Below are 18932 nucleotides of genomic sequence, written 5' to 3' on the forward strand. Positions count from 1 at the left end.
GCCAGGCCCCGCACCGGAGGCCACCGTGACACAGCACGTGGCGCACGCCGAAACCCACCCGAGGAGCACACGATGACCGGAGACAAGGCGGCACGCAGGCACCCCGGCCGCCACAGCCACATGCCCGACTTCAACGACTGGTTCAACCGGGAGTTCCCGGGGCTGCCGGGCTGGCGGCCCGGTTCGGCCGCGCACTCCATCCCGGTCGAGATGACCAGCGGGGAGAGGGAGTACGTCCTGAAGGCGGAACTGCCGGGCATGGACCCGGACAAGGACATCAGCATCACGGTCGACGACAACCTCATCACCGTGAGCGCGGAGCACGGCGAGACCACGGAGGACAAGGAGCACTCGGAGTTCCGCTACGGATCGTTCCGCAGGACGGTCCGCCTCCCGGGCACGATCCCGGCCGACGGCGTGGACGCCGCGTACGCGGACGGCATCCTCACCATCCGTGTCCCGATGCCCGAGGAGGAGATGCCGACCGGGCGGGTCATTCCGGTGAGGCGCGCCGACGCCAAGACCGAGGGCAGGACCGAGGGAGAGACGCGATGAACGCCAAGCGGGTCCTGGTGGCGTACGGCAGCAAGGCCGGTTCCACCGCCGGAATCGCCGAGGAGATCGGCAGGACGCTCCGGGACGACGGCTTCGACGCCGTCGTCCTGCCGGCCGACACCGTCACCGACGTCAGCGGTTACGACGGAGTCGTCCTCGGTGGAGCCCTCTACGCCGGGCACTGGAGCGGCAAGGCCCGGCGGTGCGCCCGGCGCAACGCCGAGCAGCTGCGGCACCGGCCCGTCTGGCTCTTCAGCAGCGGTCCGGTCGACCGTTCCGCGGAGGACCACGACATCCCGCCCGTACGCGGGGTCGCCCGGCGGATGGAGAAGATCGGAGCGCGTGAGCACATCACCTTCGGCGGTGCGCTGACCGCCGAGACCTCGGACCCGGTCGCCCGGCACATGGTGAGCCGCGGCAGGGGCGGGGACTTCCGCGACCCGCAGCGGATCCAGGCGTGGGCACACCACATCGGCACCGAACTCGGCGCCGCCCCATGAGCGATGCCGCTCGTGGCTCTCGGCGGGCCGCGTCACCCGGAGGTGCGACATGGTCCATCACAAGGGGCCGGACCCCGGACGCTCCGCGTCCGGGCGGGGGCCTGCCGGACGGAGTGCCTTGGTCCTCGTCCTCATGATCGCCCTGATCTGCGGTGCGGTGGCGGCGGGGATGCTGTGGAACGCACGAGCCGAGGCCGACCGTGAACTCGCCGCCCACCGCCACCGGGTGACGGCGACCACCACCGAGCGGGCCAAGGAGCAGCCCGGCGCCGCACGCTACGGCGCGGATCCACCGTCCACGGCTCGGGCGGCATGGGAGTACCCCGACGACGTCCGGCGGTCCGGGACCGTCTCCGTCCCTCCCCGGACCCCCGAGGGGCACACCCTGACGATCTGGGTGGACGACACCGGAGCCCCCGCACGAGCCTCTGACGGCGCCGCCGACCGGTCGCTGACCTCACTCGCGGGAGGAGCCGCGGTCGCGGGCGCCGTGGGGACGGCGGGAGTCGGTGTCCTCTTCCTCGTACGACGCAGAAGCGAGGCGCGCAGCCTCGAAGCATGGGATCGGGAGTGGGAAGAGGTGGAGCCGGTATGGTCCGGGCGGCTCCGCAGGGGCGGCGGCGCCGGGAACGGCGACGAGTGACCGCCCGGAAGCCACGGCCGTCGTCCTGTGAAGCCACGTCCGTCGTCGTGTGGCTACTCCCGAGCGTGCTTATGGCTGCTCATGATCCGGGGCGGTGAGCGCGCAGCGTACGTCCACCACTCCCTCGACGGCGCGCGCCAGGCGTGCCGCGAGCGGGATGCGCGCCCTGTCGCGGACCTCGCCGGACAGGGTCACGACCCCGGCGTCGACGCGCACCTGGATCTGCCCGGCGGAGAGCGGGAACAGGGGGTCGACGACCTCGCTCCGTACCTCGGCCGCGAGGTCGTCGTCCGGGCGGAGGAACACCTTGAGCAGGTCGGCTCGGCTCACGATCCCCCGGACCGTCCCGGCCGCGTCGACGACAGGCAGCCGCTTGACGTGGTGGGCGGCCATGAGGCGGGCCGCCCGGGGCAGGGACGCGTCGGGAGGGACGGTGACCGCCGGCGAGGTCATGAGGTCCTGCGCGCGGCGGGAGCCCGCCTTCGCGGTGTCGTCGAGACGCCGCATCTGCTCGACGAGGCCGAGGCGGTGGTCGTGGAACTCTTCCTTGACGAGGAGATCGGCCTCCGAGACCACTCCGACGACACGCCCTCCCCTCTCGACGACAGGTACGGCCGACACCTTCCACCGCTCCATGGCGGCGACGATCTCCTTGAAATCCGCGCCCGGCAGGACGGCGACGACCTTCGTGGTCATGACGTCCGCGACGACGAACGGGTCTGGGGGCATCGCTCTATCCTTGGGTGAGGAGCCTGCTGCCGGTGACCGGGCCTGTGTCGGCCCTCGCCGGACCCTCCTTCGCGGCCCGGGCCGGTCGTCCCGGCCCGTCTCCACCCTCGCACCGCCGGGAGCCCGCGGCAGGGGGCCGACGGGCTCCTCTTGGGGCCTGACCGGCCCATGCGCCGTGGGCTCCGGCCGGGTCAGCCTGACAGTGCGGCCTCTGGGAGGAGACCCAGGGGCATCCAGGGAGGAAGGCGGCCGTCATGAAGGCACTCGTGTTCCAGGGACCGGGCCGTATCGCCTGGCAGGACGTGCCGGACCCAGGCATCAAGGACACGGCCGACGCGATCGTCCGCGTCGACGCCGTGACCATCTGCGGCACCGACCTGCACATCATCAAGGGCGACGTGCCGGAGGTGGAGCCCGGGCGCGTCCTCGGCCACGAGGCCGTGGGCACCGTCGTCGAGACCGGCGGCGACGTCCGTTCCGTACGGCCGGGCGACCGCGTGCTGATCTCCTGCATCTCGGCCTGCGGCCGCTGCCGATTCTGCCGCGAGGGCCGTTACGGGCAGTGCCGTGGTGGCGGCGGCTGGGTCCTCGGGCACACCGCCGACGGTACTCAGGCGGAGTACGTCAGGGTGCCGTTCGCCGACCTGTCCGTGTACGCCCTCCCGAACACGGTCGACAGTTTCGACGCCGTCCTGCTCGCGGACATCTTCCCCACCTCCTACGAGGTCGGTGTCCTGAACGGTGGCGTAGCGCCCGGCGACACGGTCGTCGTGGTCGGCGCGGGCCCCATCGGCCTCGCCGCCGTCGCCACCGCAGGCCTCTACAGCCCCGGGCGCATCGTCGCCGTCGATCTCGACGCGTCGCGACTGGCCGCGGCACGCAAACTCGGAGCGGACGCCACCGTGAACGCCGACGAGGGCCCCGAACAGCTCGTCGAGGACCTGACGGACGGCCTGGGCGCCGACGCCGTGATCGAGGCCGTGGGCGTTCCGGAGTCCTTCGAGATGTGCACCAGGATGGTCCGGCCGGGCGGCCGGGTCGCCAACATCGGCGTCCACGGCAAGCCCGCGGTCCTCCACCTCGAAGACCTCTGGATCAAGGACGTCACGATCGTCACCGGACTCGTGGACACCTCGTCCACGCCCATGCTGCTGCGCATGCTGGCGGCCGGGCGGCTGCCGGCGGCGGAACTGATCACCCACCGCTTCGAGCTGGGCGAGATGGAGGAGGCGTACGAGGTCTTCGGCCGCGCGGCCGAGACCGGAGCCGTCAAGGTCGCGCTGGGCGGCCCGCAGCACACGGCCGTGAGCGTCCCGGGTCCGACGGCCACCTGATGGACGGCAGAGGACCGAGGCGGCAGCCGCCCCGCGGTGTCGTCCTCGACACCGACGGCGTGCTGCTCGACTCCGCCCGTCTGCACGCGGCGGCATGGAAGGCCGCGTTCGACGCCTGCCTCGACGAACTGGTGCCCGGCAGCGGGACACACCCGCGCGGTGAGACGCAACCGCCCTTCGACGCCGACGCCGAGTACCGCCGGCTCGTCGACGGCAGGACCCGGTACGACGGGGCCCGGGCCTTCCTGTCGGCCCGTGGCCTGCGCCTCCCTCCGGGCCGGCCCGACGACCCGCCCGGTTGTGGCACGGTCTGGGCCGTCGCGGCACGCAAGGAACAGGCCTTCCAGACCGTGCTCCGAGCCGAGGGTGTCGAGGCCTTCGCGGACACCGCGCCGGCACTCACCGCCCTGAACGCGAAGCACGTACCGTGCGGCGCGGTGTCCGCGTCCCGGCACGCCCGGATGTTGCTCACGGCGGCCGGGCTCGACCGGTTCCTCACGGTCGTGGTGGACGGCGAGGACTCGGCCCGGCTCGGCCTCGCGGGAAAGCCCGACCCCGCGCTCTTCCTCCACGCGGCCGGTCTCCTCGGAACCCGGCCCGAGGACACCGTGCTGGTCGAGGACGCGGTCGCCGGAGTCGCGGCGGCGCGCCGCGGGCACTTCGGGCTCGTCGTCGGAATCGACCGCACCCCGGACCGGCGCACCACGCGCCGCCTGCGGGAGGAGGGCGCCGAGACGGTGGTCCCCGACCTCGTCGCGCTGGTGCGGCGGGTGTGGGGAGCGCGCGGATGACCGCCGGGTGGAGCTGGGACTACGACGGCTACGAGCCGCAGCGGGAGCGCCTGGCCGAAGCGCTCTGCACGCTCGGCAACGGACGGTTCGCCACGCGCGGATCCGCCCCCGAATGCGCGGCGGGCCCGGTCCACTACCCGGGGACCTACCTGGCCGGCTGCTACGACCGGCTCACCTCACTCGTCGCCGGCCGGAGCGTCGAGAACGAGGACCTCGTCAACCTCCCGAACTGGACGCTCCTGCGCTACCGGTGCCTCCCGGACGACGGCCCGCCGGGCGCATGGCTGAACCCGGACTCGGAAACGCTGCGCCACCACGACGTCCACCTCGACCTGCGCGCCGGCGTGCTCACCCGCCGACTGGTCTTCCAGGACGCACGAGGTCGCGGACTGCGCGTGACCCACATCCGGATCGTCCACATGGGGGACGCGCGGATCGCGGCCCAGAGCAGCGCCTTCCGCGCCTACGGCTGGAACGGTGCCGTCGAGGTCGAGTCCGTCCTCGACGGCACCGTCCTCAATGCCGGTGTCGAGCGCTACCGCGAGCTCGACGGGCGCCACCTCACGGACCACCGGACCGGGTTCGAGCCCGGTGGGGTCGCCTGGCTCTCCTGCCGTACGGTCGAGTCGGGCATACGGATCGCCATGGCCGTCCGCACGGCGACCCGGCCCGCGCGCCCGGCGCGGGAGGACGCGACGGGGGACCGCACCGTTCAGACGTACCGCCTGCCCATCGGCCCCCGCCGCTCCGCGAGCGTGGTGAAGACCCTGGCCCTCCACACCTCTCTGGACCGGCCCGCGGGCGAGCCCCGGGCGGTGGCCGTCGACTCCGCCGCCCGCGCTCCGGCCTTCACCACCCTTCTCTCCACGCACAAGGCTTCCTGGCAACGGCTCTGGGAACAGGGTGAGTTGCGTGTGCCCGGGGAGGCGGGACGGGTGCTGCGTCTGCATCTCTTCCATCTGCTGCAGACGCTCTCCCCGCACACGGCCGAACTCGACGTGGGCGTCCCCGCCCGGGGGCTGCATGGTGAGGCCTACCGGGGCCACGTCTTCTGGGACGAGCTCTTCGTACTGCCGTACGTGACCCTGCATTTCCCCGAGGTGGCCAGGGCTCTGCTCATGTACCGCCATCGGCGGCTGCCCGCAGCGCGTGCGGCGGCGAGTGGAGCGGGTGGGCGGGGAGCCATGTACCCGTGGCAGAGCGCCGGTTCGGGACGCGAGGAGACCCAGGAACTCCACCTGAACCCGCGGTCGGGCCGCTGGCTGCCCGACCACTCCCACCTGCAGCGCCACGTCGGCTCGGCGATCGCGATCAACGTCTGGCGGTACGCGCGGGCCACCGGGGACCGGGGCTTCCTCCACTCCGCCGGGGCGGAGATCCTGCTGGAGGTCGCCCGCTACTGGGCCGGTGCCGCGACGTACGACGCCGGGCGCGACCGGTACCGGATCCGCGGTGTCGTCGGGCCGGACGAGTACCACGACGCCTATCCGGACGCGGCGAGCCCGGGCATCGACGACAACGCGTACACCAACGCGACCGCCGCCTGGGTCCTCGCCCGGGGCCTGGACCTGCTGGGCGAGCTGCCCGAAGCCCGGTGCGAGGAACTGACCGGCGGCCTGTCGCTCGACCGTGAGGAGCTCTCCCGGTGGGAGGAGGTGTCGCACCGTCTGTACGTGCCTTTCCACCACGGCGTGGTGAGCCAGTTCGAGGGCTTCGGAGACCTGGCCGAACTGGACTGGGGTCACTACCGCGACCGGTACGGCGACATCCGCAGACTCGACCGGATCCTGGAGGCCGAGGGCGACACGGTGAACCGGTACCAGGCGTCGAAGCAGGCCGACACCCTCATGCTCGGCTACCTCTTCCGGCCCGAGGAACTGAGGGATCTCTTCGGCCGGCTCGGTTACACCCTGGACGACGACGTATGGCGGTCGACCGTCTCGTACTACCTGCGGCGGACCAGTCACGGATCGACGCTCAGCAGCCTGGTCCACGGCTGGGTGCTGGCCCGTCAGAAAGGTGCCCAGGCGTGGGACCACTGCCGGGAGGCCCTGCTCGGCGACGTGGCCGACGTCCAGGGCGGAACAACCGGTGAGGGCATCCACCTCGGCGCGATGGCGGGCACCGTCGACCTGGTCGAGCGCGGGATCACCGGGCTGGAAGCCGTGGCGGAGGGATTGCGTGTCGCTCCCGTGGCACTGAGGGAGATTCCCCGGTTCGCCTTCACCGTGTGCCTGGCCGGCCATCGAGGCGTACGGCTGCGCATGCTGCCCGGCCGGCTCGGTGTCCGACTGCCGGACTCGGCCCCGGCTCCGCTCACCATCCTGCTCCCGGAGAACCGACGGGGCACCGTCGACCCCGGGCAGGAACGCTGGTTCCGGCTCGGGTGACGGGTCGGACGAACTCGGGTGACGGGTCGGACGGATTCGGGTGACGGGTCAGACGAAGCTGAGCACCTCGGAAACGGGGCGGCGGGGAGTGGCCCGGCCCTCCGGGCCGTAGCCCAGGCGGATCACCATCTGGACGAATCCCGTCGCGGACAGGGGATCGCGGGCGGTCGAGCGGAGTTCGGGCCACTCGAGCGGCTGCGACATCAGGGACGAGGAGAGTCCGTCGAGTGTGGCCCTGAGCAGGACGCGCTGCATCGCCTGGCCTGCCTTCAGCCAGTCCTCCGGGCCGTCCGTGGCCGTGCCGAGCAGCACGATCTGCGGCCTCTTCTCGAACACGGCCGAACCGCGGTCGGCGACACGGCGGTGCGAGCCGAAGTCCCGTACGGGGGAGGTCACGTCGTACTGCCTGGGGCCGAAGGCGTACGACGGGACACCCTCGGTCCCCGGGCCCTCGCCCGCAGTGCCGGTGCGCGTCCAGGCGGAGATCTCCGTGCGTACCGCCGCGTTCGCGGCCTCGAACAACTCCGCGTCGTGGACGAGATCCAGGACGGTGTCGGTGTGCCACGTTCCGGGAACGACGAGACGGCAGCCCTCCAGGAGCGCCGCCGCGCACAGTCCGTCGATCACCTCGGCGGGGATGCGCTCCTCGGAGAAGGGGAAGCGGCTGGTGTGGCGCCGTCTCAGGGCGGGGTGGAGCGACCTCAGGTCGTCGCTCTGCGCGTCGGCCGGACGGAACCGTACCGTGGCGAGGGCCCAGGTGTCCTCGGGGTCGGGCAGCAGCCGTGTGGCGGCGTGCAGAGCGTGGTGGGCCGCGGCGACCCGGAGGCTGAACAGGGCGGCGCCGCAACCGAGATGAAGGGCGCGCCCGTCGGGGTCCTGATACGGCATGCTGCGGCCGGGGTCGCCACGCAGCTCGACGATGCCGGTGTCGGCCCGGTGGACGAAACTCCAGGGCTGCGCGTTGTGCATCGACGGTGCCGTGACGGCGTCCTCGACCAGCGAGGTCACGAGTGTCGGGGTGAGGGCGGTGGCGGACACGGTGCATCCTTCTGTGAGCGGGTTACCAGGGCATGTCATGGGCGGTCCGCGCCGGCGGCGTGAGCCGCGAGTCGTCCACGCGCGCGGACAGCCGGTCCACGACGGCGACGACGCCGTCCACCTGTTCGGTGAGCTTGAGGACCATCGGGACCTGGCTCCGGCGCGGCAGGCGGCCGCCGAGGGTCACCACCCCGTCCAGGACGTGCACGTCCACGGCGTCCCCCGGCAGGGCCATGGTGTCCGCGAGGACGTCCTCCCTCACCCGACGGCGTATCTCCGCGTCAGGTCGCAGGAAGACGCGGAGGAGATCACGCCGGGTCACGATCCCCACCAGCCGCTCCTCCTCGTCGACCACGGGGAGGCGTTCCACACCGCGGCGCACCATCAGACGGGCTGCGTCCGCCACCGTCTGTTCCGCATGCACCGTGATGGCGGGGGTCGTCATGAGGCCGTCGGCGGTGAGCTCCCGGCGGGCGAGGAGATCGCTCTCGGAGACGACACCGAGGACGCGGTCGTCCGCGTCCACGACGGGAACTCCGCTGATGTCGTGCGCGGCCAGGAGCTTCGCCACGTCCCTGAAGGACGACGAACCGATCGCGGAGACCACCTCGTCCGTCATGAGGCCGCCGACCTTGGTCTGTCTCATCGTCGCGCCTCCGCAGTCGCCCGTCCGGATGCCTTCGCCACCACCGTCCCTCGCCCACCGCGGACGGGCGAGGGGCCGAACGGTCCAGGGTCGGGGCCGACCGGGCCCGCGCCCGGCCCCGACGCCGGGGCCAGGGACCTTCGGTCCCCGCCGCTGCCCCTTGCGGCCCTCCTGCCGGACCGGGAGCGGGTGTCAGTGTGGGAGGAGCCCCGCGGGCCGGTGAGGAGGAGCCATGAACGGCACCACGGAAGCGCTCGTTCTCGGTACGGTCGTCGTCGGTGTCGACGGATCGGCGTCCGCGCGGGCGGCGGCCATGTGGGCGGCGGGGGAAGCGGTCCGGCGGGGCAGAGGCCTCTACCTCGTCCACGCGACGGACATCGCGCGCCACACACCGATCCTCTCCGAGGACGAGATCGCTCGCCTCGAGCGGACCGGCCGGGAGCTCCTCGGCCGGACCGCCGAGGCCGTCGCGGCGCGCCATCCCGGACTGGCGGTCATCGGAGAACTCGACCGGGGCGAGCCCTCGGCCGCACTGCGGCATGTCGCCGCCCTGAGCAGCACGATCGTCGTCGGACACCGGGGCCGAGGCGGGTTCTCCTCCCTGCTGCTCGGTTCGGTGGGACTCGAGACCGTGGCGAACGCCGACACACCCGTGGTCGTCGTGCGCGGGGCCGAGGAGGCCGCGGAGACGGGCGCGGTTCTCGCGGCGGTACGGGACGGAGCCGACCTGGGCTGTGCCCGGGCGGCCGCCCGCGAAGCCCTGTTGAGAAAGGTGCCGCTGCGGCTTGTGCACATCGGGAACGGGACGCGGCCGGCCGGTACGCGCGCGGTGCCGGGCGACGGCGCGGAGACGGCGGTCCGTGAGGGCGTCGAGAACGTCACCCGTGAACAGGCCAGCCCGTTCTCGACGCTCGCCGACCGAGTCCGGGAGGACTTCCCCGAACTCACGGTGTACGCCGACGGTGACAGGGGCCGCAGCGTCCCGGGACGGCTCGTCGACGCGTCGCGCCGCGCCGGCCTGCTGGTCGTCGGCGGACGCCGGTCGCCCGGACACCCAGGACCGGCCCTCGGGCGGACCACGCTCGGCGTGGTGCAGCACGCCCACTGCCCGGTGGAGCTCATTCCCCGTCACGGACCCGGACACGGGAGTACCTCATGACCAGCACCACGGAGCGCCGTGACATCGTCGTCGGGATCGATCCCCTCAGGAACTGGCACCTCGCTCTGGCCTGGGCGACGGACGAGGCCCACCGGCGCGGGCTGGGACTGCGCCTCGTGGTCGTGGTCCCGCCGCGGCACGACACGCAGCACGTCGACGACACACCTCGGCACTCGGCGCAACTCCGGGCCGGCGCGGAGGTGCTCACGACGGCCGCGGCATGGGTTCACGTCCGGCAGCCGGATGTCCACGCCGCCACCGCCCTTCTCGACGGTTCTCCTTCCGGGATGCTGGCCGGCCTCTCCCGGACCGCGTCCCTGGTCGTCCTCGGGTCCCGCCACCTCAGCCGGACCGAGGAGTTCCTCAGCGCCGGCTCACTCGTCGTTCCGGTGACCGCGCGGGCGCACTGCCCGGTCGTCGTCGTGGGCGACGCCGAGCACATCACCCAGCAGCCCGCCTACCTCGTCGTCGGTGTCGACGGCAGTGAAGCCTCGCGCGCCGCCCTGGCCTGGGCCTTCGCGGAGGCCGACGTCCGGCGGTGCTCGCTGCGGGCCCTCGCCGTCTGGCAGCCGCCGGTCTTCGCCCTGCACGCCGCGGACACGATGCTGCCCGCCGAGCGCCGGCTTCTCGCGGAGTGCACCGCCGGATGGCCGGAGAAGTACCCCGACGTCCGGCTGACCCACGAGGTGGCCGTCGGCTCTCCCGTCGAGGTGCTCGCCGGCGCCGCCGAGCACGCCCTGGCGGTCGTCGTGGGCCGTCGCGGTCAGGGCGGCTACAGCGGCATGCGTGTCGGCTCCGTCGTCCACGGGCTGCTGCACCGCGCCCACTGCCCGGTGATCACCGTTCCCGCCGGGTGAGTCGGCCACGCGGCGGGACGCTCTCACCCGCGTACCCCTCGGCTTCCGCGTCGTACGGACCGCTTCTCGCCGCGCCCGGCCGACAGGAACCGACGGCACAACCGGACTACGGTGAGAGTGCGCGGGCGGTGGACCGTGCGTCCGTCGTAGCCGGAGGTGTCGATGGGTCGTGAGGGCCCCGAGCCCGCGGACGGGAGGCTGCCGCGGCTCAGACTCGACGAGCTGCTCGACGAGGTTCAGGTGCGCATCGAAGCGGTGCGGGGCACCAGGGACCGGCTCAACGGGCTGCTCGAAGCCGTCATGTCCGTGGGCCGCGAACTCGACCTGCCGCAGGTGCTCCGCGGCATCGTGGAGGCGGCGGTGACCCTCGTGGACGCCGAGTACGGAGCCCTGGGTGTCATCGGCGACGACAACAGACTCTCCGAGTTCGTCCCCGTCGGCATCGGTGACGAGTTGCGCGAGCAGATCGGCGACCTGCCCTCGGGACACGGGATCCTCGGCGAACTGATCCGCAACCCCCATCCGCTGCGCCTGTCGGAGCTGTCCCAGCACCCGGCCTCGTACGGATTCCCGCCCCACCACCCCCCGATGCACTCGTTCCTCGGTGTCCCCATCAGGGTCCGCGACGAGGTCTTCGGCAACCTCTACCTCACCGAGAAACGCGGAGGGGTGGACTTCGACGCCGAGGACGAGGCGGTGGTCACGACCCTGGCCGTCGCAGCCGGCGTCGCCATCGAGAACGCCCGGCTCTACGAGGAAGGCCGGCTGCGTCAGCGGTGGCTGGCCGCGAACTCCGACCTGACCAGCGCCCTCCTCTCCGGGGTGGAGGAGTCCCAGGTCCTCGACGGGATGCTGGAACAGGCGGTGGACATCGCCGGCGCGGACATGGGGGTCTTCTACCTCGTGGGCACGGGCGGCGAGCTGCGGGGCTCGCTCGCGTGCGGCAGGGGAGCCGAAGCGCACCGGGGCGTCGTCCTGCCGAGCAGCGAGGGCACCCTGGTCGAGGCGGCTCTCGCGCAGGAAGGCCTGGTCATGGTGGGCGACGTCGAGAACGAGCCCCGCATCACGGTCCAGCCCGAGCGGTGGAGGGGGCTCGGACCGGCGGTCGCCGTGACGGTCGGCACCAAGGAGCGACTGAGCGGGGTGCTGATCCTCGCCCGGCGCCAGGGGCGGCCTCCTTTCGCGACTGCCGAGGTCACCGCTCTGCCCGGATTCGCGGGACAGACGGCACTGGCGCTCGAACTGGCCGACCGGCGCCGCGACGCCGAGCAGGTGAGCCTGCTGGAGGATCGTGACCGGATCGCCCGCGACCTGCACGACCTGGCGATCCAGCGCCTGTTCGCCACCGGGATGACGCTGCAGAGCGCCCGGCGGTTCGTCGAGCACCCGGAGGCGGTGGACCGGCTGACCCGGGCCATCGACGATCTGGACGCCACCATCAAGATCATCCGATCGACCATCTTCGGGCTCAGGGAGCACGAGTCTCCGGGAGGTGCCCCGAGACTCCGAAACCGTGTCGTCAAGGCGGTGGACGTGGCCGCGCCCATGCTGGGGTTCGCCCCGGCCCTGCGCATGGAGGGCCTGCTGGACACCGACGTTCCTCCCGAGGCGGCCGACGAGGTGCTCGCCGTCCTGGGGGAGGCGCTGACCAATGTGGCGCGGCATGCCCGGGCCCGCAAGGTGGAGGTCACTGTCGCCGCCGACGAGGGCGTACTGACGGTTGAGGTGTGCGACGACGGAGTGGGCATGCCGGAGGGCGGCAGCCGGAGCGGACTGCGGAACCTGGCCGAGCGGGCCGGCAGGCTCGGCGGCACCTTGTCGGTCCGTGGGCGGGCCGAGCCCGGAGGCGGCACGGAACTGGAGTGGCGGATCCCCCTGCCGACGGAGGACCCGTGAGCGCGTCACCGCGGGCGCGTCGCCGCGGGCGCGTCACCTCTCCTCGGCGTCGTGTTCGTGGACCTGAGCCGCGATGACGGCTGCCTGGACACGACGCTCGACGCCGAGCTTGCCCAGCAGCCGTGAGATGTGGTTCTTGACCGTCTTCTCCGAGAGATAGAGGCGTTTGGCGATCTGCCGGTTGGTGAGTCCCTCGCCGATGAGTTCGAGTACCGATCGCTCCCTTTCGGACAGCACCGCGAGCCGCTCGTCCTCCGGCGGCTTCGCCGCCTCGGGGTCGCGCAGCGACCGCATCAGCCGGGCGGTGGTGGCAGGGTCGAGCATCGACTGGCCCGTGGCGACGGTCCGTACCGCCGACACCAGATCGGACCCCTTGATCTGCTTGAGCACGTACCCGGCGGCGCCGGCCATGATCGCGTCGAGGAGCGCGTCCTCGTCGTCGAACGACGTCAGCATGAGACAGGCCAGCTCGGGCATCCGCGAGCGAAGCTCGCGGCAGACGGCGATGCCGTCACCGTCGGGCAGCCGGACGTCGAGCACCGCCACGTCCGGCCGGAGCGCGGGCCCCCTGGCCAGCGCCTGCCCGGCCGTCGACGCCTCTCCGACGATCTCCATGTCGGGCTCGTCGTCGAGCAGGTCGCGAAGGCCCCGGCGGACGACCTCGTGATCGTCGACGAGGAAGATCCGCGTGGGTTCGGTGGCTGCCGGCAGATCGGTCATGGCGACCCCTGTGGTCGGGCGGGTAGACACCTGCTCCCCTAAGGATTGTCCGTCATCAGGAGCCTCGCCCTCCACGGGGCCACCGCCCGTACCGTCGGTGAACGCTGCGGATCCGGTACGTCCCCCGCGGCGCGGACACCTCAGACGGTGCCCGAGCGGAGGTCGTCCAGGACCGTGCGGGCCGCCCGCGCCCCGGATGCCAGCGCGCCCTGGAGGGAACCGGTCGCCCGGTGGTCCCCGCACACGTACCGGCCGGGCGCCCACCGCGCGGTACGGGAAAGCGGCGTCGGACCCGGCATCGCCGGCAGCGCATCGGTGACCGTGACGCTGTGGACCAGCTCCCAGTCGGCCGTGTTCGCTCCGTACACCTCGCCCAGGGCACGTAGCAGGATCGCCGTGTCCGCCGCGCCGGGGGATCCGAGCACCGAGGTGGAGACCAGGGCGCGGCCGTCGGTGGAGAACCCGGGCTGGACGGCGGTGAGGACGCAGGTGTTGAGGAACCTGCGCCGCGAGTCGACGACGAGGACGGGCTCCTCCGACGGAGGCCGCGCCGCCGCGTGGTACACCGTGGTGACGGTCCGCCCGTCCGGGACGCGAAGTCCCGGGAGCAGCTCCGCCGCGACCCGTTGCCCGGTCGCGACGACGACGGCGCGGGCCGGCACCTCACTGCCGTCCGCGAGAGCCACGCCGCCGGGCGTCAGGGCGGCGACCGGGGTCTCGGTACGCAGCACGCCCTGCGGCAGCCGCGACGCGAGCTGGTCGGGCACGGCGCCGATCCCTGCGGCCGGCAGGCAGAGCGTGCCGCGCAGCATGCTCCGCCACACCAGGTGGAAGAAGCGCGCCGAGGTCTCGAGCCGGTCCTCCAGGAAGACGCCGGAGAGGAACGGCCGGAAGAACGTCTCCACCAGTCGTGGCGACACGCCCGCCGCGGCCAGGGCGTCGCGCGTGGTGCCGTCGGTGCCGCGCCGCAGCACGGACGCCGGTGCCAGTGCGTCCCGGGCCGACAGGGCGGAGAGGGCGAGCAGGTCACGACCGGACGCCAGCCGTCCCGGGAGCAGGTCCCGGCTCTCCTTCGGGCGCCGGCTCGGGTCGGTGAACCGGCGCGGCCCGTCTTCGGTGTGCACGAGCACCCCGGGGGTGAACGGCCGCAGCCGCAGCGCCTTCAGGTCGATACGTCGCTTCACCTGCGGATACGACGTGTTGAAGACCTGGAAGCCGCGGTCCGCGGTGAATCCGGCGACCCGGTCGGTGCGCATCCGCCCGCCCACCGCGTCGCCGGCCTCCAGGAGCGACACCCGCAGGCCCTCCGCACACAGGTCACCGGCGCAGGCCAGGCCGGCGGCGCCTGCTCCGACGACCACCACGTCGTACGGTCCGCTGTTCGTCGTCCGCTCCATGCCGTCCTCTTTCCGTGTGGTGACCCGAGCAGGCCTTCTCAAGGCGGTGTGTCCGCCTGCGCGCGCTCCCGCTCCTGCTCCAGGAGGGCGGACAGGTCCCGCAGCCGGTCGAGACCACGCACCGCCCGGGACATGCGGGCATTGCGGCCGAGACGGTCCCGATGCCGGTGGAGGAAGGCCCAGTACCCCGCCGTGAACGGGCAGGCGTCCTCGCCGGTGCGCCGGTCCGGGTGGTAGGGGCAGGGCCCGCACAGGTCGCTCATGCGGTCGATGTAGGCCCCGCCGCTGGTATACGGCTTCGTCGTCATCCGGCCGCCGTCGGCGTACTGCGACATGCCGACCACGTTGGGCAGCATCACCCAGTCGTACCCGTCGACGAAGCTGCGGTGGAACCAGTCCGTCACGGCGGCCGGGTCCCAGCCGCGCTGGAGGGCGTAGCTGCCCAGGACCATCAGGCGCGGTATGTGGTGCGTCCACCCCGTGTCCCTGACCTGGCGCAGTGCTGTCGCCACACAGCGGGCCGACACGGCGTCCGCGTCCAGTTCGTTCCACCAGTCGGGCAGGTGACCGGTGTGGCCGAGCGCGTTCGACGACCGGTAGTCCTCGCCGAAGTACCAGTAGAGATGCCAGACGTACTCGCGCCAGCCGGCGATCTGCCGGACGAACCCCTCCACCGAGTTGAGCGCGGCCTCACCCGCCCGCCAGCAGGCCTCCGCCCCCTCCACGCACTCGGCCGGGTCGAGCAACCCGAGGTTCAGGGACGAGGACAGCAGGCTGTGACTCATCGTGGCGTCGTCGGCGAGCACGGCGTCCTCGTGCGCGCCGAACCCGGCGAGCCGGTGGCCCAGGAAACGCCGCAGCGCGGCCAGGGCCTCCCGGCGGTCCGCCGGGAACGCCCGCGGAGCGTCGCGGCCGACGAAGGAGACGTCCCCGTCGCGCTCCCAGCGGTCCAGGTCGCGCCGGACCTCCTCGTCGACGGCGTCCTCCCGGGGCCGGTACGGCGGTGACGCGCCGAGCGACCGGGCCCCGCGCGGCGGCGGCCGACGGTTCTCGTGGTCGAGGTTCCAGGTGCCGCCTGCCGGCTCACCGCCCTCCATCAGGAGATCGTGGTCGCGCCGGACCTGGTGGTAGAAGGCCTCCATGCGGAGTGTGTGCCGGCCGCCCGCCCAGGCGGCGAAGTCCTCCTGACGGACCAGGAACCCGCGCGGAGGCAGCACCGTGACGTTGTCGAGCGACCGCACGAGGCGCAGGGCCGCCCGTGAGGTGGGGTGGTGCACCGTCACCGGTTCGCGGCCCACGGCCTGCCGGATTCCTTCCCGGTACGTGTCGGTCCGCAGGTACGTCACCCGGTCACCGAGCTCGGCGGCGCGGTGCCGCATCGCCGACAGGATCAGGTGAGCCTTGGCCCGGTGGAAACGGCGGCGTCTGAAGACGGACCGCGATTCGATCATGACCACGGGCGCGTCACGGGCGGGCCCGTCGTCCCCTGCCTCGAGGAAGGAGGGACCCAGCTGATCGCCGAAGAGCCAGTGGGGGTTCGCCATGCCGCATCCGTCCGTGCGTGAGCGGTGCTCCGTCCCTTCACCTTCTCCCCGCAGGCACCTGCCGGATGCGGCAGGCACCCGCGCCCGGTCATCGGGACGGATCAGGCAGTCGCACCGCGATGAGCGTGCGCAGCGCGTCCATTCGGCTGGTGGAGGCCACGCGTGTCGTCGTCGGGGATTTCCTGTCCGCTAGCGTCGGCGATGACGCAGGTCACCGAAGTGACGGCTGCTCCGTTTCCGGCTTTGCGAGGCGTGTTCCATGACCCTGTCCATTCGTAACCAGCTCCCCGGCACCGTCACCGCCGTCACCTCGGGCGAGGCCATGGCGTCCGTGAGGGTGCGCCTGGCGGGCGGTCAGCACATCACCGCCGCGATCACCGCCGACGCCGTCCGGGACCTGGGTCTGGCGGAGGGCTCCGCGGTCAGGGCGCTGGTGAAGTCGACGGAGGTCGCCCTCGCGACCGGTCCCGTCGACGGCATCTCCATCCGCAACCAGCTCGCGGGCTCGGTCACCGAGGTGGCCACCGGTGGGGCGATGAGCTCGGTGAAGGTCTCCGTGGACGGCGGAGACCTGACCGCCGCGATCACCAAGGACGCCGTCGAGGACCTCGGCCTGAGCGTCGGCACGTCCGTCGTGGCGCTGATCAAGTCGACCGAGATCTCTCTCGCCTCCGCCTGATCACCCGCCTCAGGCCCAGCCGGACGTCTCCGGCCCTCAGAGGGCCACGACCGTGGCCTCGGTCGCCTTGACGCTGGTCCAGACGGACACGCCGTCGGCGAGGCCGAGTTCGGCGGCTGCCTGCGGGGTGATCTCGGCGACGAGGTCGGGGGCTTCGTCGGAGGTGACGAGGACCCGCAGCCGGCTGCCGCTCGCGGTGATCTCGCGTACAGTCCCGGGCCAGACGTTACGAGGGCTGCCGGCGGGCTTCTCGCGGTGGACGGCCACCGCTTCGGGGGCGATGACGGCGACGGCTTCGGTGCCGGGCTCCAGCGGGTCGGCGGTGATCAGGGTGCCGCCCGCGTCGAGTGCGAGGCCGTCGGCCGTGGCTCTGCCGGCCCAGGCGTTGCGGCCCAGCATCCTGGCGACCCAGGGGGAGCGGGGGTGCCGGGTGACCTCGCTGGGGGAGGCGTCCTGCAGCGCGCGCCCTTCGTCCAGGACGAGGACGCGGTCCGCGAGCGAGACGGCCTCGACAGGGTCGTGGGTGACGATCAGGCAGACGCCCCCGAACCCCGCCAGGTGGGAGCGCAGGGTGTGGCGTACATGGGCGCGGGTGGTCTGGTCGAGCGCGGCGAGTGGCTCGTCGAGGACGAGGAGCCGGGGGCGGGCGGCGAGGGCCCGTGCCAGGGCGACGCGCTGGGCCTGCCCGCCGGACAGCTGATTCGGCTTACGGTGAGCCAGGTGGCCGACGCCGAGCCGGTCGAGCCAGCCCTGGGCCTCCCGCCGGGCCTCGGAACGGGGCACGCCCTGGGCGCGCAGACCGTACGCGGTGTTCGCGCGTGCCGTCATGTGAGGGAAGAGCGCGCCGTCCTGCGGCACCCAGGCCACCCGTCGTCGGTGCGGCGGCAGCCCGGTGACGTCGGTGCCGCCCAGGGTCAGCTCCGCGTGTGCCCGGTGCGTCAGGCCGAGCAGGGCGCGCAGGAGGGTGGTCTTCCCGGCGCCGTTGGGGCCGACGACGGCGATGGTGGTGCCGGGTCCGGCGTCCAGTGTCAGCTGTGTGAAGCCGGTGACGTCGGCGTGCAGCGCCCAGCGCTCCCCGGACGCGGCGACCGGCTGCGTGACCTCCGTCGCCGGCTCTGCCGCGACGGGTTCCGCGCCGGGCTCGGGTGCCGTGCGGCGCGTGCGGTCGGCCGGGGTGCCCGTCCACCGTCCGCGCAGGGCGACGAGGACGCCCATGGCGATGGCGAGCAGCAGCAGCGAGACGGACGTCGCGGCTTCCGGCTCGTCCTGGAGGAGGAGGTAGACCTGCAGCGGCAGGGTCTGAGTGGTGCCCGGCAGATTGCCGGCGAACGTGATCGTGGCGCCGAACTCGCCGAGGGCGCGTGCCCAGGTGAGCGCCGCGCCCGCGACGACTCCTGGCGCGACCATGGGGAGGGTGACGGTGAAGAACACGCGGACCGGTGACGCGCCGAGCGAGGCCGCCGTCTCCTCGTAATGGGGGCGCAGCCCGCCGAGCGCGCCTTCCAGGCTGATGACGAGGAACGGCATGGCGACGAACGTCGCCGCGACCACGGCGCCGGAGGTGTGGAACGGGAGCGTGATGCCGAAGGTGTTCTCCAGCCACGGCCCGAGCAGCCCGCGCCGGCCGAAGGCGAGGAGCAGCGCGACACCGCCGACCGTCGGCGGCAGCACCATGGGCAGCAGTACCAGCGAGCGGACGAACGCCTTGCCGGGGAAGGGGACACGGGCGAGGAGCCAGGCCAGTGGCACCCCGAGCACCAGCGACAGCCCGAGCGCCCAGAAGGAGACGACGAGCGACAGCTTCAGGGCCTCGACGGTTCCCGGCGAGCTCAGATGGTCGGCGAGTTCGCCCCACTCGGTCCGGACGAGGATGCCGAGCAGAGGCAGGGCCAGGAAGGCCACGGCCGCCAGCGCGGGCAGCGCCAGTGCGAGGGGCGGATGGGCGCGGGACGTACGTACGCCTGCTCTTTTCATCGATGACCCCGAAGAGATGAAGACAAAGGGAGGAGGGGCTGCCCGTTCCCCCGGGACGGGCAGCCCCTCACGATCCGGCA

The 18932-nt window shown here is 72.7% G+C and carries 17 protein-coding genes; 10 read left to right on the forward strand and 7 right to left on the reverse strand.

Going from position 1 to position 18932, the window contains the following annotated elements; genetic code table 11:
- Positions 1-72 precede the first annotated feature (72 nt).
- From ACFVGW_RS09070 to ACFVGW_RS09080, 3 genes are all read left to right on the forward strand, one after another.
- Positions 73-555, forward strand: coding sequence for an Hsp20/alpha crystallin family protein (locus ACFVGW_RS09070; protein ID WP_385851423.1), 483 nt, complete (start codon positions 73-75; stop codon positions 553-555).
- Positions 552-1055 (forward strand): flavodoxin domain-containing protein, encoded by a 504-nt coding sequence (locus tag ACFVGW_RS09075; RefSeq protein WP_385851424.1) that lies wholly within the window; start codon positions 552-554, stop codon positions 1053-1055. The genes ACFVGW_RS09070 and ACFVGW_RS09075 overlap by 4 nt, the downstream gene beginning before the upstream one ends.
- A 118-nt stretch (positions 1056-1173) precedes the next feature.
- A complete protein-coding gene (locus ACFVGW_RS09080; protein WP_385851425.1) occupies positions 1174-1698 on the forward strand; it encodes a hypothetical protein in 525 nt (174 codons plus the stop codon).
- A 69-nt stretch (positions 1699-1767) separates the two neighbouring features.
- Here the strand turns inward: ACFVGW_RS09080 and ACFVGW_RS09085 are convergent, their stop codons facing one another.
- Positions 1768-2427: a CBS domain-containing protein gene (locus tag ACFVGW_RS09085; RefSeq protein WP_385851426.1), complete on the reverse strand. Its 660-nt coding sequence runs from the start codon at positions 2425-2427 to the stop codon at positions 1768-1770.
- 254 nt (positions 2428-2681) lie between these two features.
- On the opposite strand from ACFVGW_RS09085, the gene ACFVGW_RS09090 reads away from it, so the two are divergent.
- Genes ACFVGW_RS09090 through ACFVGW_RS09100 form a run of 3 tightly spaced genes read left to right on the forward strand, consistent with a single transcriptional unit; the run spans position 2682 to position 6942 of the window.
- Positions 2682-3761: a zinc-dependent alcohol dehydrogenase family protein gene (locus ACFVGW_RS09090; RefSeq protein ID WP_385851427.1), complete on the forward strand. Its 1080-nt coding sequence runs from the start codon at positions 2682-2684 to the stop codon at positions 3759-3761.
- Complete coding sequence (locus tag ACFVGW_RS09095; protein ID WP_385851428.1) at positions 3761-4552, forward strand: HAD family hydrolase; 792 nt, start codon at positions 3761-3763, stop codon at positions 4550-4552. Before ACFVGW_RS09090 ends, ACFVGW_RS09095 begins: the two co-directional genes overlap by 1 nt.
- The gene (locus ACFVGW_RS09100) at positions 4549-6942 is read left to right on the forward strand and encodes a glycoside hydrolase family 65 protein (protein ID WP_385851429.1); all 2394 of its coding nucleotides are present in this window, start codon (positions 4549-4551) and stop codon (positions 6940-6942) included. The genes ACFVGW_RS09095 and ACFVGW_RS09100 overlap by 4 nt, the downstream gene beginning before the upstream one ends.
- A 48-nt stretch (positions 6943-6990) precedes the next feature.
- Here the strand turns inward: ACFVGW_RS09100 and ACFVGW_RS09105 are convergent, their stop codons facing one another.
- Entirely contained in the window at positions 6991-7980 is a 990-nt protein-coding gene (locus ACFVGW_RS09105) for an Acg family FMN-binding oxidoreductase (RefSeq protein ID WP_385851430.1), read from the reverse strand.
- A gap of 22 nt (positions 7981-8002) precedes the next feature.
- A complete protein-coding gene (locus ACFVGW_RS09110; RefSeq protein ID WP_385851431.1) occupies positions 8003-8626 on the reverse strand; it encodes a CBS domain-containing protein in 624 nt (207 codons plus the stop codon).
- A 232-nt stretch (positions 8627-8858) separates the two neighbouring features.
- On the opposite strand from ACFVGW_RS09110, the gene ACFVGW_RS09115 reads away from it, so the two are divergent.
- From ACFVGW_RS09115 to ACFVGW_RS09125, 3 genes are all read left to right on the forward strand, one after another.
- Complete coding sequence (locus ACFVGW_RS09115; RefSeq protein WP_385851432.1) at positions 8859-9785, forward strand: universal stress protein; 927 nt, start codon at positions 8859-8861, stop codon at positions 9783-9785.
- On the forward strand, positions 9782-10642 hold the full coding sequence (locus ACFVGW_RS09120) for a universal stress protein (protein ID WP_385851433.1): 861 nt from the start codon (positions 9782-9784) through the stop codon (positions 10640-10642). The genes ACFVGW_RS09115 and ACFVGW_RS09120 overlap by 4 nt, the downstream gene beginning before the upstream one ends.
- 162 nt (positions 10643-10804) lie before the next feature.
- Positions 10805-12538, forward strand: coding sequence for a GAF domain-containing protein (locus ACFVGW_RS09125; RefSeq protein ID WP_385851434.1), 1734 nt, complete (start codon positions 10805-10807; stop codon positions 12536-12538).
- 33 nt (positions 12539-12571) lie between these two features.
- On the opposite strand, the gene ACFVGW_RS09130 is transcribed toward ACFVGW_RS09125, so the two are convergent.
- The 3 genes from ACFVGW_RS09130 to ACFVGW_RS09140 all read right to left on the reverse strand — a co-directional run bounded on the left by ACFVGW_RS09130 (position 12572) and on the right by ACFVGW_RS09140 (position 16199).
- Positions 12572-13258, reverse strand: a complete 687-nt coding sequence (locus tag ACFVGW_RS09130) for a response regulator transcription factor (protein WP_352190940.1) — start codon at positions 13256-13258, stop codon at positions 12572-12574.
- 140 nt (positions 13259-13398) lie between these two features.
- Positions 13399-14655: an NAD(P)/FAD-dependent oxidoreductase gene (locus ACFVGW_RS09135; protein WP_385851435.1), complete on the reverse strand. Its 1257-nt coding sequence runs from the start codon at positions 14653-14655 to the stop codon at positions 13399-13401.
- Between the two features lie 38 nt (positions 14656-14693).
- On the reverse strand, positions 14694-16199 hold the full coding sequence (locus ACFVGW_RS09140; RefSeq protein WP_385851436.1) for a cryptochrome/photolyase family protein: 1506 nt from the start codon (positions 16197-16199) through the stop codon (positions 14694-14696).
- 259 nt (positions 16200-16458) lie between these two features.
- On the opposite strand from ACFVGW_RS09140, the gene ACFVGW_RS09145 reads away from it, so the two are divergent.
- The gene (locus ACFVGW_RS09145) at positions 16459-16878 is read left to right on the forward strand and encodes a molybdopterin-binding protein (RefSeq protein ID WP_385851437.1); all 420 of its coding nucleotides are present in this window, start codon (positions 16459-16461) and stop codon (positions 16876-16878) included.
- 36 nt (positions 16879-16914) lie between these two features.
- Here the strand turns inward: ACFVGW_RS09145 and ACFVGW_RS09150 are convergent, their stop codons facing one another.
- Complete coding sequence (locus ACFVGW_RS09150; RefSeq protein WP_385851438.1) at positions 16915-18852, reverse strand: ABC transporter permease; 1938 nt, start codon at positions 18850-18852, stop codon at positions 16915-16917.
- Positions 18853-18932: the final 80 nt, after the last annotated feature.

This window comes from Streptomyces sp. NPDC127129, from assembly GCF_042671585.1.
Taxonomy (GTDB): Bacteria; Actinomycetota; Actinomycetes; order Streptomycetales; family Streptomycetaceae; genus Streptomyces.

Coding starts and splice junctions, on each gene's coding strand:
- ACFVGW_RS09130 (WP_352190940.1), bottom strand. CDS start 13,258: ATGACCGATCTGCCGGCAGCCACCGAACCCACGCGGATCTTCCTCGTC.
- ACFVGW_RS09145 (WP_385851437.1), top strand. CDS start 16,459: ATGACCCTGTCCATTCGTAACCAGCTCCCCGGCACCGTCACCGCCGTC.
- ACFVGW_RS09125 (WP_385851434.1), top strand. CDS start 10,805: ATGGGTCGTGAGGGCCCCGAGCCCGCGGACGGGAGGCTGCCGCGGCTC.
- ACFVGW_RS09090 (WP_385851427.1), top strand. CDS start 2,682: ATGAAGGCACTCGTGTTCCAGGGACCGGGCCGTATCGCCTGGCAGGAC.
- ACFVGW_RS09115 (WP_385851432.1), top strand. CDS start 8,859: ATGAACGGCACCACGGAAGCGCTCGTTCTCGGTACGGTCGTCGTCGGT.
- ACFVGW_RS09085 (WP_385851426.1), bottom strand. CDS start 2,427: ATGCCCCCAGACCCGTTCGTCGTCGCGGACGTCATGACCACGAAGGTC.
- ACFVGW_RS09110 (WP_385851431.1), bottom strand. CDS start 8,626: ATGAGACAGACCAAGGTCGGCGGCCTCATGACGGACGAGGTGGTCTCC.
- ACFVGW_RS09095 (WP_385851428.1), top strand. CDS start 3,761: ATGGACGGCAGAGGACCGAGGCGGCAGCCGCCCCGCGGTGTCGTCCTC.
- ACFVGW_RS09100 (WP_385851429.1), top strand. CDS start 4,549: ATGACCGCCGGGTGGAGCTGGGACTACGACGGCTACGAGCCGCAGCGG.
- ACFVGW_RS09140 (WP_385851436.1), bottom strand. CDS start 16,199: ATGGCGAACCCCCACTGGCTCTTCGGCGATCAGCTGGGTCCCTCCTTC.
- ACFVGW_RS09070 (WP_385851423.1), top strand. CDS start 73: ATGACCGGAGACAAGGCGGCACGCAGGCACCCCGGCCGCCACAGCCAC.
- ACFVGW_RS09150 (WP_385851438.1), bottom strand. CDS start 18,852: ATGAAAAGAGCAGGCGTACGTACGTCCCGCGCCCATCCGCCCCTCGCA.
- ACFVGW_RS09135 (WP_385851435.1), bottom strand. CDS start 14,655: ATGGAGCGGACGACGAACAGCGGACCGTACGACGTGGTGGTCGTCGGA.
- ACFVGW_RS09120 (WP_385851433.1), top strand. CDS start 9,782: ATGACCAGCACCACGGAGCGCCGTGACATCGTCGTCGGGATCGATCCC.
- ACFVGW_RS09075 (WP_385851424.1), top strand. CDS start 552: ATGAACGCCAAGCGGGTCCTGGTGGCGTACGGCAGCAAGGCCGGTTCC.